Genomic DNA, 13,682 nt, shown 5'->3' with positions numbered 1-13,682 from the left:
AAGCCATTTTTTTTACGTTTCAATTTGCAAGAGGTGGCTCATGGTGGTTTTATTGGATTAAAAATTGAATATTTGCAATTGATTTAAGCGTTCACAAGATTAGCAATAATATTTAAAAATTTTAATGGCGATTATAACTTTAACTACTGACCTGGGCGATAAGGATATTTATCAGGCTGCCCTTAAAGGTAGTATCTTAAAGTTAATACCGGGTGTTACCATTGTTGATATTACCCACTCTGTTTCGGCCTTTAATGTACAACAAGCAGCGTTTATTTTAAAAAATAGTTTTCACTATTTTCCTGACAATACCGTTCACCTGATAGGGATCGATACGGTTTATAACGACGGTACCAAGTACCTGGCTGTCAGGTATAAAAATCATTTTTTTGTTGGTGCCGATAATGGGATATTCTCGCTGATGTTTGATCGCGAAGCCGAAGAAATGGTAGAGATCAACATTATGCAGGATCTTAAATTTCTGCATTTTCCGCTGGCCGATATCTTTGTTAAGGCCGCGGTTAGACTGGCCGAAGGCTCACCGCTGAGCGAAATAGGCATCCCGGTAACGGGCATTGAAAAGAAAATGAACCTGCAGCCGGTTGTTGAAAAAAACACGATCAAAGGCAGCGTTATTTATATCGACTCGTTCCAGAACGTGATCACCAATATCACCAAAGAGTTTTTTAACGGCATACAAAACGGCCGCCGTTTTGTGCTGTACTTTAAACGAAACGAAACCATTACGCATTTAAGCTGGCACTACAACGAAGTACCCGAGGGCGAAAAACTTTGCATGTTTGGCATCAGCGATCATTTGGAGATAGCGATCAACAAAGGCAATGCCAGTGGTTTGCTGGGGCTGGGATTGGGCGATAGCGTGATCATTGATTTTCAATAGATCTGTTTGGAGCAAGGAACAAGGATTTTGGTTCTTTTTCGAAATAGACTACTTAGCAAACGTCCTTATTCTTTGCTCCTTTATCCTTGCTCAATACTAACGCGGGTCCAGGTTAAACAAATTTCTGCTTCTGCTGTATTAGCATTATGAAGAAAATTCTCCTTGCCTTTATAATTATTATCTCAGCCACTAAATGTTTTGCCGTTAATACAGACTCACTGGTTTATCAGCACCAGCGTGATAAAATAAACGAGATGCTTGAGGTAAGGCGCCAAAAGTTTAGTCAGTATACCGAAAGCCTTGACAAACACACCGGCATATTTGGTTTGCAAACCAAAAAAGATATCAAGCGGTCGAACGAGATATTGATGGAGATCGTTCAAACGGATGATGATATTTTCCGGGAATTGAAAATATTACTGGAGTACCGCACTTTTCAGCAAACACAGGTTGCGGGTAAATCTGAAGAATCTGAAAGCCATGCTCTTGCTTATATGAATACTATCAATAAGCTGCGCGATGAGAATGCGAAACTACAAGCTGAACAAGTTAGGGTAACAAAAGAGTTCGAGCAGCGTCAAACCATGCATATTGTAGTGATCTTACTGCTCATCCTATTGTCAGTTTTTTTGTTAACCCGTAAAAGGAGGACGATAAACACAAACTGAGCCGTACTTTTGCTACCGAACACACTTGAAAAATAGCACTCATGGCCAGAGGACGACTCAATAGCGGCAACGCAACAGAACAGGAATTACCTAAAGCAAAAATAAACAAGCAGAGTTTACAAAACATATCAAAGCTCTTTTCGTACTTAAGGCCATATCGGTTTAGGTTTGCCGGCGCGCTGTTTTTTTTGATCCTATCCAGTTTAACCGGTTTGGCGTTTCCAAAATTACTGGGCAGTATTATTGATGTAGCAAGGGGTGATCTGAAAAAGGGAATACTACCTACTAATTTGAATGAAATAGGACTTATTGCCTTTGCAATTTTGTTTGCGCAGGCATTCGTGTCTTTTTTTAGAGTAACCTGGTTTGTACGGATAGCCGAAAATGCTTTGGCTGATATTCGTCGAGATACCTATTTTAAACTGATCACGCTGCCGATGAATTTCTTTTCCAACCGCCGGGTTGGAGAGTTGAATAGCCGCATATCAGCTGATCTGTCGCAAATACAAGATACCTTAACTACGACTTTTGCCGAGATCATTCGCCAGGTTATTTTAATGGTAGGCGGTGTTGTGATGATGGCTATCGTATCGGCAAAGCTGGCACTGGTTTTATTGATCTTATTGCCTATAGTTATCCCTTCTGCTATATTTTTTGGCCGCTTTGTACGCAAAGTATCGCGACAGGCACAAGATCAGTTAGCCGAATCGAACACTATAGTTGAAGAAACACTGCAAGGTATAGCCAGTGTGAAAGCTTTTGTTAACGAGGCATTTGAGGCGGGCCGGTATGATAAAAGTATCCGCGAGGTTGCCCGGCTGGGTATTAAAGGCGCTAAATTTAGAGGCTTATTTGCGTCGTTTATCGTATTCTGTGGATTTGGTGTTATTGTAGGTGTTATTTGGTTTGGCGCAAATTTGGTTCAGTCGCATAGTTTAAATGTAGGCGAACTGACGGAGTTTGTGTTGTATGCCATTATGGTGTCGGCATCGTTAGGGAGTTTGCCCGAACAATACGCCAATGTGCAAAAGGCAGTAGGCGCCAGCGAGCGTGTGATCGAAATACTAAACGATAAAGGCGAGGACATCAACATCATCGAAAAAGAAAACTATGTTAAACAAAAAATTGAAGGCAATTTGAGCTTTAACAATGTAGAGTTCCACTACCCTTCCCGGCCGGAGATCGAAGTATTGAAAGGTGTTTCTTTTGAAGCAAGCGCCGGGCAAAAGGTGGCTATTGTTGGACCGAGCGGATCGGGTAAATCAACAACGGCCGCACTGATCCTGCAGTTTTACCATCCTCAAAAGGGTGAACTGCTGTTTGACGGCAAGCCGGCTTCGGCATATTCGTTAACCGATATCCGGAAACAAGTTGCCATTGTACCGCAGGATGTAATGCTGTTTGGCGGAACCATTCGCGAAAATATAGCTTACGGTAAACTAACCGCCGGCGAAGAGGAGATTTTACAGGCAGCCAAACGTGCCAATGCTTTTGACTTTATAACCGGTTTCCCCGAAGGGTTTGATACCGTTGTGGGCGAACGCGGCGTAAAGCTTTCGGGCGGACAAAGGCAGCGGATAGCCATTGCGAGGGCACTGTTGAAAAACCCTTCGATACTGATACTGGATGAAGCAACATCGTCGCTGGATTCGGAATCGGAACGTTTGGTGCAGGAAGCTTTGGAAGAACTGATGAAAAACCGGACATCGATCATTATTGCTCACCGTTTATCAACCATCCGCGAGGCGGATAAGATCATTGTATTAGAAAAAGGCGTTATTGTTGAAAGCGGTAATCACGATGAGTTGCTGCAAAACGAAAGCGGCCTGTACCGTTACCTGAGCAGTTTGCAATTTGAGGTAGGCGCCTGACGGGTGTTGTAACAGCCAATTATTTTTTGTATATTTAGTGGAGAAGTTAATGGTAAATTGTAGTAAGCAGAAATTGCGATTTTGATAACAAAATAGCGAAAGTAAACTGAAAAATACCGACAAATACCCACCTTTTACCTACGTATTAGTAAGGGTATTTACAAAAAATATAATCGCGCTAAGCGATTAAGAACCAAAAGGAATTAATGAAATTAACCATACACGGTGCGGCGCAACAGGTTACCGGGAGCATGCACCTTTTAGAGATAGGCCGATTTAAAATATTGATAGATTGCGGCCTTGATTACGAAAAAGACCATCATATACAACTGAACGAAAACTTTCCGTTCAGGCCCGAAGAGATTGATGTGGTTATTTTGACCCACGCGCATATTGATCACTCGGGTAATTTACCTACGCTGGTGCGGATGGGATTTAACGGACAGATATTATGCACCCCGCCTACCGCCGATCTGACGGAATTGCTCCTGTTGGATTCGGTTAATATCTTTTTGCGGAAAGAAGAAAAATCGCGTAAGCATAACCGCAAAAGGCCCGGCAGCGGCAGGCAACCTTTATACCTGCAAAAGCACGTAATGGACACGATTGACCGTTTTATTACGATAGGCTTTAACCGCCCGTTCCGCATTAATGGTGATATAGAGCTAACCTTTATACCTGTGGGGCATTTGCTGGGCGCGGCAGCTGTTGTACTCAAAGTAAACGACGATGGCATAGAAAAAAGCATTGCCTTTACAGGAGATATCGGCCGTAAAAATTACCCGGTGCTGAACGACCCGCAGGATATACCGCAGGTTGATTACCTGGTATCCGAATCTACCTACGGCGGCCGCCATCACACCAAAGACAAAACGATAGAAGAAACGCTTGTTGAAACCATTGAAAAAGCGTGTATCAAAGAGCAAGGCAGACTGATCATCCCGGCATTCAGTATCGGGCGCACCCAGGCGTTGGTATTTTCGTTGAATAAGATATTCAGCCAGGGGTTGCTCCCACCTGTTAAAGTATTTGTTGACAGTCCGCTGGCTAATATATCAACCGGCGTTTTCAGGAAATATCATACCTTGCTAAACGAAGAAGCCCAGGATTTTTATAACCGCCAAGGCGATGAATTTGAATTTGATAACCTGACCTATGTTGAGAATTTGAGGGATAGCCGCCAGGTTTCGAATTATTTTGAACCTTGTATCATTATTTCTTCGGCCGGGATGCTGGAGGGTGGACGGATACAAGATCACCTGTATTATAATATCCAGAACTACTATTGCACCATTCTGTTTATTGGTTATTGCGCCAAAGGAACACTGGGACACAGGCTTTTACGCGGCGATCCTATTGTACACATACGCGATCGCGACCTGGCCGTTTATGCCACCATCAAAAAAACGGACCTGTTTAGCGCGCACGGCGATCATGCCGATCTGATAAATACTGTAAAGCAGCAAAACAAAGAGCGCCTAAAAAACGTATACCTTGTACACGGTGAAACTGAAAGCATGGAAGCTATGGCCGATGAACTGACAGCGGAAGGTTATACCGTTACTATACCCAACAGGGATATTGCCTACGAATTATAATTATCTGAAACCTTATAGGTCATTTAAATTTATAATAAGCGCAACCAATTTTCGTTTATATCGTAATCATATAAAAAGGTATTTTACGCTATCATATCATGAAAAGACATTCTACTTTAAGGCTTAACATATTAGCACTGCTGGTATTGGCAGGTTTATCTGTTTTATTTGCTTCGTGCGAAAAGATAGCCGGGCATACCATATCTACCACTAAAACACCTATTACAAAGCAGGGCAATGTTTCTTTTTTTATCGATAATAGCACACATATTTTATCAACGGTAAGTTTAGATACGGTCTCGTTTAATACCACAACTGTGCCGGTGACCACAATTACCGCTAAAAATGCGCAAAAAAACCTGTCAATGATATTGTCATTTAAGGCTAACGCGGCCGGTTCTTACCCGGTAGCTTCGGTATCTTTTACAGTACCAATAACTAATGGTAAACGTACTACAAGCAGTACCAACACAGGCACAGTAACGGTTGATAGCTTTAATGTATATGGTGGTTTGCTTACCGGCAGTTTTACGACAAGCGTACCTGACACCTCGAATAATTTGGTTACGGTAACAGGGACCTTTAATATTCAACAGTAACTTTGGCAACTACTTAAAGATCTTTCTTTTTTCGTGTTGTTTATTTATACTATATTTATAGCTAATAATTTAGCTGTTGGAATACGTATGAAAAAACAAGTACCCTTAAGTTTGATCTATTGTGTCCTGTGTCTGTTTCTGTGCAGCACAATTCTCAGTTCATGTGAAAAAATACCTGGTCATGCAACGGGTGTTGCCGCTAAAACAACCGGAGGCACCGGTTCTACCGGGGGGACCGGAGGTACCGGTGGTAGCGGTGGTTCGGGTTCTAACGATGGAACCGGAGTTGGCAACACCAGTTGGGGAGGTAATGGAGTGGCAGCCGGCGGCGGCTCAGGCCCTGTTGCCGTAGGGCCTGCAAATACCGTAATATTTCGTATAAACAATGACACGACATATACATGGCCCGCTAAGTTTTTTAATACAAGCTATAATACGTTAGGGGCTCCTTTCAATAGCACTCAAGTAACTTTCGGCGCAAAAGCTTCTATAGGTTACAATGATTTCGAAATTGATTACCAGTCTTTAACACCTGGTTCTTTTAGTCACATCAATTTGACTATAAATCTTTCGTTAAGCATGGGGAACGATCAAAAAACTTACCTGACCAGCAGCCACAATGATAAAGTAGTTGTAATTTCACAGACCGCAAACACAGTTACAGGGACATTTAGTGGCTATTTGCAAGATGCAAGCGGAATCGGTGCCCACAGTTCAGATTCAGTACGGGTAGTTGGTTCTTTTAACATCTCACAATAAAAAATAACTTAAATAAAAAACACCCCAAGTTTATTGGGGTGTTTTTTATTTAAGACCTGCTTAGTTTACTTTTTAAAGTATCCGATAATCAGGTTGGCGAGTTCAACACCGATACGTTCCTGGGCTTCGTTGGTTGCAGCGCCGATGTGCGGTGTTAACGATATTTTAGGATGTGTTAATATTTCCTGGCGTGGCGTTGGTTCGTTATCATAAACATCTAAACCGGCAAAGCTAACTTTGCCACTGTCCAAAGCGTCCACCAAAGCTAACTCATCGATCAAGCCACCGCGTGAGCAGTTTACTATAGCTACGCCTTTTTTCATTTCAGCAAATTCTTCGGCACCTAAAATAGGTTTGTCGATAAACGGTGTATGCAGGGTGATAAAGTCGGCTGATTTGATGATCTCTTCTTTAGTTGCTCTTTTTACCGATGCTTTAACTTTTATGCCGCCGCCAAGGGTTAGCTCAACTTCCGGGTTAAAATCATAAACATCAAATGCCAAAACATCCATACCCAGGCCTATCGCCATTTTGGCAACCTCGCGACCGATACGGCCAAAGCCTAAAATACCAATGGTTTTACCGCCAAGCTCAATGCCTTTAGCATAAGCTTTTTTCAGGTCGTTAAATTTGGTGCCGCCTTCAACCGGCATTTTACGGTTACTATCATGCAAAAAGCGCACGCCGGTAAATAAGTGACCAAATACCAATTCGGCAACAGATAGTGATGATGATGCCGGCGTATTGAATACCGCTACACCTTTTTCTTTGGCATAGTTAACATCAATATTATCAACACCTACACCACCCCTGCCTATCAGTTTGATATTAGGGCAGGCATCTATCAGCGCTTTACGCACTTTAGTTGCGCTGCGTACAGTAATGGCATCGTATTCGTTTAAACGTGCAGGTAATTCTTCCTGAGGTATATTTACAGTATCAATTGTAAAACCGGCAGCTTCCAAAAGGGCTTTACCTGCAGGGTCGATACCGTCATTAGCTAATATTTTCATTTTCTTAATTAGTTATTATATTATTGGTTATTAAGTTATTGAGTTGTGTTGGCTCAGTAATCCAATAACTAAATTATTTATTCTTCTCTGCAAATTCCTGCATTACATCGATCAATGCATATACACTTGTTATTGGCAACGCATTGTAGATTGATGCCCTGAAACCACCTGCGCTACGGTGACCTTTTACACCTACGATATCTCTTTCATCGCAAAGCTTTAAAAATGGTTTTTCGTGCTCGGGATTTTCAGTCAAGAAACATACATTCATTTTTGAACGGTCTGCAGGCACACATACTCCTTTAAAGAATGGGTTGCGATCTATTTCGGCATACAAAGCAGCAGCCTTAGCATCGTTTTCTTTTTCTATCGCAGCCACACCTCCTTTAGCCTTTAACCAGCGCAGGGTTAACATCGATACGTAAATGGCAAAGCATGGAGGCGTATTGTACATCGAGCCGCCTTCAATTTGAGTTTGATAGTTGAACATGGCCGGTATTTTACGGTCAACCTTACCTAAAATCTCGTCCTTAACAATTACCAGTGTTGTACCTGCAGGGCCCATGTTTTTTTGCGCACCTGCATAGATCAAACCAAAATCGGCAACATCAACTTTACGGCTAAATATGTCCGACGACATATCGCAGATAAGCGGTACGGGCGATTTTGGAAATTGCTGCAATTGGGTACCATAAATGGTGTTGTTTGATGTGATGTGGAAATATGCTGCATCGGCAGGTATTTCGTAATCAGCTGGGATGCTTTTGTAATTGTTTTCTTTACCGGTAGCAACTACAACAGAGTCGCCGAAGAATTTAGCTTCCTTGATAGCCTTGCTTGCCCATACCCCGCTGTCTAAATAAGCAGCTTTGCCCGTTGATGGCAACAGGTTGTAAGGTACCATGGCAAACTGGGTGCTGGCGCCTCCCTGCAAAAATAAAACAGAGTATCCGGCCGGCACATTAAACAGCTCTTTTACCAAACTAACAGCCTCATTCAAGATAGCTTCAAACTCAGTCGATCGGTGCGATATCTCTAAAATTGATAGTCCAATTCCATTTAAATCAACTACACCCTCAGCCGCTTGTTTTAATACTTCGTGAGGTAAAATGCCAGGTCCGGCGCCAAAATTATGTTTCATGTTTGTGTTAATTATAGGGTGATTGAGGTATCACCTTTATTTTTATACCTTTTAGACTATAGATTTTATATATTATGTATTTAAAAAAAAGTTACTATAATTGTTATTAAGATGTTAATATTTTCGCCGCTAAGTTATGTAATTTGGAATTGTATTATCAGTAATATTAAAAAAAAATCACAGGTTTTTACATAAAGCAGATGATCGCCCTAAGGCTCATACTTGTTTGAGATGCGAGATCATGCCAACGGGATCTTTGGCTGAAAATACGGCGTTACCGGCTACTAATACATTCGCCCCTGCCTTTACCAATTCTGCAGCGTTAGATTGATCAACACCGCCATCAATTTCGATATACAGATCAGGATTACTCTGGCTGCTTAGCGCCTTAACTTCGCGGATCTTTTTATAGGTGTTGGGAATGAATTTTTGCGCTCCGAATCCGGGGTTTACCGACATCACTAATACCATATCAACATCGGCAATAATATCGGTCAATAAAGCAACTGGAGTATGCGGGTTAATGGCCACCCCTGCCCTGCAGCCCAATTCCTTAATGCGGTTTATAGTACGGTTTAAATGAGTGCAGGCTTCGTAATGAACCGTAATACCATCGGCACCAGCATTTTTAAAGTCTTCAATGTACCTGTCCGGATCAACGATCATCAGGTGAACATCAAGCGGCTTTTGTGCGTATTGTTTTATGGATTTGATAACCGGAAAGCCGAATGAGATATTATGTACAAACATGCCGTCCATCACGTCAACATGTATCCAGTCGGCATTGCTGCTGTTCAGCATATCGATCTCTTGTTGCAGGTTGGCAAAATTGGCGGTCAAAATTGAAGGAGAAAGCAGGTGACTCATGTCGCCAAACTTACAAAATATTTTCCTTTCGGGGATGGTTAAGTATTCAGCGTTAGTCGCAATTTTGTAACAGTTCGAAGTATTTTCTCATCAGCACGGTATCATAATCAACCAATGATTTATAAGCTTCGGCAACCAGTTCTGTTAGTATAGACGAACCAAGCTGACCAGCGCCATTGGGGATATTATCATAGTATTTAATGAGCTCTTTTACGCGGATGATCTCGTACAGCAAATCCTGGATCAGATCATCGGTACTGGCGCCTTTAGACAATCCACCACCGGGCGCGGTCGCTTTATCTAAAAAATTTAAAGGATCGTTAGGCGTTTGTATCATTCTTATTCAAAAACAGGCTCGATGCTTAAATTGCTTTTACAGGGGTGCAACTATACCAAAATGCAACACACAATACCCCGATTTTGTTTGCGATAATTCAATATTTATTTTAATGCCCTGTCAAGGCGTATCTAAAGTAAGTAACATGCGCCATTATCGCAAATTTGAGCAAAAAAAAGACCCTCATACCATGAGGGTCTTTAGTATAGTTATAAGCTGTTAACTTAGGCGTTAGCCGGTTTTTCAGGACGAGGCAATAAAGCTTTGCGCGAAAGTTTCAATTTACCTTGTTTGTCAACATCTAATAATTTAACGCGTACTTCGTCGCCAATTTCAAAAATACCATCCATTGTCTCAATACGTTTATGGTCAATTTCTGATATGTGCAGCAAACCGTCTTTACCTGGCATGATCTCAACAAATGCACCAAACGGCATAATTGATTTTACTTTACCTTCGTAAATTTCGCCAACTTCTGGCTTAGCTACGATCTGGCGGATGCGTTTAACAGCCTGGTCGATCGAATCTTTATTGTCGCCAAATATCTGGATGATACCCTGGTTATCTTTTTCTTCGATCGAAATGGTCGCACCGGTCTCGCGTTGCATTTCCTGGATAATTTTACCACCGGGCCCAATTACAGCACCGATAAATTCTTTATCGATACGCATGCTCACAATACGCGGAGCGTGTGGTTTGTAATCTTCGCGAGGCGCAGTAATGGTTTTAGCCATTTCACCAAGGATATGTAAACGGCCGGCTTTTGCCTGCTCTAAAGCTTTGGCCAAAACTTCGTATGATAAACCGTTGATTTTTAAGTCCATTTGGCAAGCCACAATGCCTTTTTCGGTACCAGTAACTTTAAAGTCCATATCACCTAAGTGATCTTCGTCGCCAAGGATATCCGAAAGGATGGCATATTTAGTACCCATTTCGTTGGTGATCAATCCCATCGCGATACCTGATACAGGTGCTTTGATCTTGATACCGGCATCCATCAAAGCCAATGTACCGGCGCAAACCGTAGCCATTGATGATGAACCATTCGATTCCAAAATATCAGATACTATGCGGATAGTGTATGGGTTTGAATCATCTCCAGGTAAAACCTGTTTTAACGAACGCATAGCTAAATTACCGTGACCGATCTCGCGACGGCCTGCTCCCCTGTTCGGGCGAACCTCACCGGTTGAAAAACCAGGGAAATTATAGTGTAACAGGAATTTTTGGTAACCATTGATAAAAGCACCGTCAATCATTTGCTCATCATCCTTAGCACCTAAAGTAACAGTGGTTAACGATTGTGTTTCGCCACGGGTAAATACTGCGCTACCGTGAGCTGCAGGTAAATAACCAACTTCGCTCCATATAGGGCGTATTTGGGTAGTGGTACGGCCGTCTAAACGTTTACCTTCGTCTAACACCAGGTTACGGATAGCATCATACTCCACATCGTGATAATATTTTTTAGCTAAAAATTTAGTAACCTCGTCAATTTCGCCTAAAGTAGCGATGTAGGTATCACGTACTTCTTTAAATTTGGCGGCGCGCTCATCTTTGCCCGAGGCAGATGAGGCGATAGCATAAACCTGGTCGTAAGTGGCAGCGTAGATAGCTTTCTTCAGGTCTTCGTTATGGTTTTCGTGGCTGTATACACGTTTTTCGGTTTTACCTACAGCAACGGTCAGTTCTTTTTGTACGGCACAGTGATGTTTGATAGCTGTATGGGCAAATTTCAATGCCTCGATCATTTCATCTTCCTGTATCTCGTTACATTCGCCTTCAACCATGTTGATGTCGAACTCGCTACCTGCTACAATAAATTCTAAGGTAGCGCGCTCTAAATCGCTCATTTTAGGATTGATCACCAGTTGGCCATCAATTTTAGCTACGCGAACTTCAGAGATCGGGCCATTGAATGGGATATCAGAAACAGCTAATGCTGCTGATGCTGCCAAACCGGCTAAGCAATCAGGCATAATATCTTTATCAGCACTGATCAGCGAGATCATCACCTGGGTATCAGCGTGGTAATCTTCAGGGAATAACGGACGCAAAGCACGGTCAACCAAACGCGAGATCAATACCTCATAGTCTGATAAACGGGCCTCACGGCGTAAAAAACCACCCGGGATACGGCCTGTTGCAGCGTATTTCTCCTGGTAGTCAACAGAAAGCGGTAAAAAATCAACACCTTCTTTTGCTTCGAACGATGAAACAACGGTAGCCAATAACATGGTATCACCCATTTTTACCACTACGCTTCCATGCGCTTGCTTGGCCAGTTTTCCTGTTTCGATCTCAATGGTGCGGCCGTCACCTAAATCGATAACTTTTTTAATTACATTTAAACTCATCTTGTTTTGTTTATAGTACGCTTTTCATCTTTTGAGCGTACCGGTTTTTATTGTGTGCTTATTATTTCAACAAAAGTAAAAAAGCCATCTGCAATTGCGACGGCTTTTTATTGAAATGCAAAAATATTTACTTGATGATATCGCGCAGCTCTAAAGCTTTGATAATGGCACGGTACCTGTTAATATCTTTTTTGTAAAGGTATGCCAGCAAAGCACGGCGTTTACCTACTAATTTTTGAAGAGACAACTGGGTTGAAAAATCCTTTTTGTTTTTTTTCAAGTGACCGGTTAAGTGAGCAATACGTGTTGTAAATAAAGCTACTTGTCCTTCTGCTGAACCTGTGTTAGTGGCAGCGCCACCATGTTTTGCGAAAATCTCTTGTTTCCACTCTGTACTTAAATACATTACCTGAATAATATTAAAGCGTAAATACTTTTGTTAATTGTGGCGCAAAGATAGTGTTTATTGTGATAAGTTAAAACGCAAAAAGCAAAAATCTGCAATGAAACTGTCGGCAAGTATAGTGTCATGAATTATTTAAATTGCGCCTGCTTCACAGTTACCATTCGCAGAGAAACGACGTACAGCAATTTCTTTTTGTGATTATTCGCCGTATAGACCAAGCTGAACGAATAGCCACCAGTTGGCAAAGTACGAATATCACTGATTTTAGGATCGTAAAAATCCCCCAATTTAAATAAATGCTGCTCAGGCAATTCATCACCATTAGTTGTAGCAACTAATACCTTATTTGTTATTTCATCCGTTTCGGCAACATGCGCGCTGCCTGATGCGTTAGCAAAAACGTAGATATAAATACCACAATTACCATTGTTTTTTGTAATTACCGTATCTAAGGATGCTAATAGTGTAACAAGGTTCTCGTTTTTTACTTCAAGCAGTTTTACATTGCTTAGTTGAGAGTATCCATTAAATAACAGGCCGAAATAAAAAAATGCAAAAATCAGGATAGTTTTCATCTGATATAAAGATATTTTATTTTTCGACTATTCAGTTATTTTGAGAATTTGAAGTTCTTTTAGTTTTGATTTTTTACTTTTGACCTTCGAATTACCAATTATATGCCCCACACCTCTTTATACAAAACTTTCGAAACTGAGTTGCGCGTACGCCCCGACGATATCGATATGTTTCAGCATGTGCACAATAGTAAATATATGGACTATGTGCTTGCCGCCCGTTATGATCAGATGGAGCATGGCTACGGCATGAGCATGGAAACTTATATGGAACAGGGCCATGGCTGGGTAGTTAAGGCTGTACACATGAATTACAAACGCGCATTGGTATTAGGCGAATATTTTACCGTGCAAACCAATATCGATCATATTGACGAGCGTGGCTGCCGGGTGCATTTTACCATTACCAGTAAAACAAGCGGCAAAGTAAACTCCGATGGCTGGTTTGATTTTGTGATGATCGATATTAAAACCGGTAAAGGCATCAGGATACCACAGAATATTATGGAGCATTATAAGATTTGAGTATTGAGATGTGAGACGATATCCGTTATAAATTTGTTTACCTATTTACTCAAATACACATAAGC

14 protein-coding genes and 1 pseudogene are annotated in these 13,682 nt (G+C 41.6%); 7 read left to right on the top strand and 8 right to left on the bottom strand.

Annotation, left to right across the window (positions count from 1 at the left end; all coding sequences use genetic code 11):
• The first annotated feature begins 124 nt into the window (after positions 1-124).
• The 3 genes from ACFGVR_RS19085 to ACFGVR_RS19075 all read left to right on the top strand — a co-directional run bounded on the left by ACFGVR_RS19085 (position 125) and on the right by ACFGVR_RS19075 (position 3,440).
• Entirely contained in the window at positions 125-901 is a 777-nt protein-coding gene (locus ACFGVR_RS19085) for an SAM hydrolase/SAM-dependent halogenase family protein (RefSeq protein WP_448699033.1), read from the top strand.
• A gap of 146 nt (positions 902-1,047) precedes the next feature.
• On the top strand, positions 1,048-1,569 hold the full coding sequence (locus ACFGVR_RS19080; protein WP_448699032.1) for a hypothetical protein: 522 nt from the start codon (positions 1,048-1,050) through the stop codon (positions 1,567-1,569).
• 41 nt (positions 1,570-1,610) lie between these two features.
• Positions 1,611-3,440 (top strand): ABC transporter ATP-binding protein, encoded by a 1,830-nt coding sequence (locus tag ACFGVR_RS19075; RefSeq protein ID WP_448699030.1) that lies wholly within the window; start codon positions 1,611-1,613, stop codon positions 3,438-3,440.
• 46 nt (positions 3,441-3,486) lie between these two features.
• On the opposite strand, the pseudogene ACFGVR_RS19070 reads toward ACFGVR_RS19075, so the two are convergent.
• Positions 3,487-3,582: pseudogene (locus ACFGVR_RS19070) on the bottom strand (KxYKxGKxW signal peptide domain-containing protein); the annotation flags it as partial.
• 64 nt (positions 3,583-3,646) lie between these two features.
• Between ACFGVR_RS19070 and ACFGVR_RS19065 the strand changes: the two are divergent.
• The 3 genes from ACFGVR_RS19065 (at position 3,647) to ACFGVR_RS19055 (ending at position 6,396) form a co-directional block, all read left to right on the top strand.
• Positions 3,647-5,038 carry an MBL fold metallo-hydrolase RNA specificity domain-containing protein gene (locus tag ACFGVR_RS19065; protein ID WP_448699028.1) on the top strand — a complete coding sequence of 464 codons (1,392 nt, stop codon included), beginning with the start codon at positions 3,647-3,649 and terminating at the stop codon, positions 5,036-5,038.
• 98 nt (positions 5,039-5,136) lie between these two features.
• Complete coding sequence (locus ACFGVR_RS19060) at positions 5,137-5,637, top strand: hypothetical protein (RefSeq protein ID WP_448699027.1); 501 nt, start codon at positions 5,137-5,139, stop codon at positions 5,635-5,637.
• A gap of 87 nt (positions 5,638-5,724) precedes the next feature.
• Complete coding sequence (locus ACFGVR_RS19055) at positions 5,725-6,396, top strand: hypothetical protein (RefSeq protein WP_448699025.1); 672 nt, start codon at positions 5,725-5,727, stop codon at positions 6,394-6,396.
• Between the two features lie 65 nt (positions 6,397-6,461).
• On the opposite strand, the gene ACFGVR_RS19050 is transcribed toward ACFGVR_RS19055, so the two are convergent.
• The 7 genes from ACFGVR_RS19050 to ACFGVR_RS19020 form a co-directional block, all read right to left on the bottom strand.
• A complete protein-coding gene (locus ACFGVR_RS19050; RefSeq protein WP_448699023.1) occupies positions 6,462-7,409 on the bottom strand; it encodes a D-2-hydroxyacid dehydrogenase in 948 nt (315 codons plus the stop codon).
• A gap of 73 nt (positions 7,410-7,482) precedes the next feature.
• Positions 7,483-8,550, bottom strand: a complete 1,068-nt coding sequence (serC, locus tag ACFGVR_RS19045; RefSeq protein WP_448699021.1) for a 3-phosphoserine/phosphohydroxythreonine transaminase — start codon at positions 8,548-8,550, stop codon at positions 7,483-7,485.
• A gap of 216 nt (positions 8,551-8,766) precedes the next feature.
• Positions 8,767-9,417, bottom strand: coding sequence for a ribulose-phosphate 3-epimerase (rpe, locus tag ACFGVR_RS19040; RefSeq protein ID WP_448699020.1), 651 nt, complete (start codon positions 9,415-9,417; stop codon positions 8,767-8,769).
• A 52-nt stretch (positions 9,418-9,469) separates the two neighbouring features.
• Entirely contained in the window at positions 9,470-9,754 is a 285-nt protein-coding gene (locus ACFGVR_RS19035) for a hypothetical protein (RefSeq protein WP_448699019.1), read from the bottom strand.
• Between the two features lie 224 nt (positions 9,755-9,978).
• Positions 9,979-12,111: a polyribonucleotide nucleotidyltransferase gene (pnp, locus tag ACFGVR_RS19030; protein ID WP_448699018.1), complete on the bottom strand. Its 2,133-nt coding sequence runs from the start codon at positions 12,109-12,111 to the stop codon at positions 9,979-9,981.
• Positions 12,112-12,238: 127 nt separating this feature from the next.
• Positions 12,239-12,517: a 30S ribosomal protein S15 gene (gene rpsO, locus ACFGVR_RS19025; RefSeq protein ID WP_448699016.1), complete on the bottom strand. Its 279-nt coding sequence runs from the start codon at positions 12,515-12,517 to the stop codon at positions 12,239-12,241.
• A gap of 128 nt (positions 12,518-12,645) precedes the next feature.
• Complete coding sequence (locus ACFGVR_RS19020) at positions 12,646-13,092, bottom strand: hypothetical protein (RefSeq protein ID WP_448699014.1); 447 nt, start codon at positions 13,090-13,092, stop codon at positions 12,646-12,648.
• 102 nt (positions 13,093-13,194) lie between these two features.
• Between ACFGVR_RS19020 and ACFGVR_RS19015 the strand changes: the two genes are divergently transcribed.
• Positions 13,195-13,617, top strand: a complete 423-nt coding sequence (locus ACFGVR_RS19015; protein WP_448699013.1) for an acyl-CoA thioesterase — start codon at positions 13,195-13,197, stop codon at positions 13,615-13,617.
• The last annotated feature ends 65 nt before the right edge of the window (positions 13,618-13,682 follow it).

This window comes from Mucilaginibacter aureus (assembly GCF_053514885.1).
Note: the sequence above shows the minus strand (reverse complement) of the source record. Positions and strands in the feature narration are given on the sequence as shown.

Excerpts from the sequence above, each read along its gene's own strand:
- ACFGVR_RS19085 (WP_448699033.1), top strand. The coding sequence starts at position 125 with ATGGCGATTATAACTTTAACTACTGACCTGGGCGATAAGGATATTTAT.
- ACFGVR_RS19055 (WP_448699025.1), top strand. The coding sequence starts at position 5,725 with ATGAAAAAACAAGTACCCTTAAGTTTGATCTATTGTGTCCTGTGTCTG.
- ACFGVR_RS19065 (WP_448699028.1), top strand. The coding sequence starts at position 3,647 with ATGAAATTAACCATACACGGTGCGGCGCAACAGGTTACCGGGAGCATG.
- ACFGVR_RS19015 (WP_448699013.1), top strand. The coding sequence starts at position 13,195 with ATGCCCCACACCTCTTTATACAAAACTTTCGAAACTGAGTTGCGCGTA.
- ACFGVR_RS19075 (WP_448699030.1), top strand. The coding sequence starts at position 1,611 with ATGGCCAGAGGACGACTCAATAGCGGCAACGCAACAGAACAGGAATTA.
- ACFGVR_RS19060 (WP_448699027.1), top strand. The coding sequence starts at position 5,137 with ATGAAAAGACATTCTACTTTAAGGCTTAACATATTAGCACTGCTGGTA.
- serC (WP_448699021.1), bottom strand. The coding sequence starts at position 8,550 with ATGAAACATAATTTTGGCGCCGGACCTGGCATTTTACCTCACGAAGTA.
- pnp (WP_448699018.1), bottom strand. The coding sequence starts at position 12,111 with ATGAGTTTAAATGTAATTAAAAAAGTTATCGATTTAGGTGACGGCCGC.
- rpe (WP_448699020.1), bottom strand. The coding sequence starts at position 9,417 with ATGAGTCACCTGCTTTCTCCTTCAATTTTGACCGCCAATTTTGCCAAC.
- rpsO (WP_448699016.1), bottom strand. The coding sequence starts at position 12,517 with ATGTATTTAAGTACAGAGTGGAAACAAGAGATTTTCGCAAAACATGGT.
- ACFGVR_RS19050 (WP_448699023.1), bottom strand. The coding sequence starts at position 7,409 with ATGAAAATATTAGCTAATGACGGTATCGACCCTGCAGGTAAAGCCCTT.
- ACFGVR_RS19035 (WP_448699019.1), bottom strand. The coding sequence starts at position 9,754 with ATGATACAAACGCCTAACGATCCTTTAAATTTTTTAGATAAAGCGACC.
- ACFGVR_RS19080 (WP_448699032.1), top strand. The coding sequence starts at position 1,048 with ATGAAGAAAATTCTCCTTGCCTTTATAATTATTATCTCAGCCACTAAA.
- ACFGVR_RS19020 (WP_448699014.1), bottom strand. The coding sequence starts at position 13,092 with ATGAAAACTATCCTGATTTTTGCATTTTTTTATTTCGGCCTGTTATTT.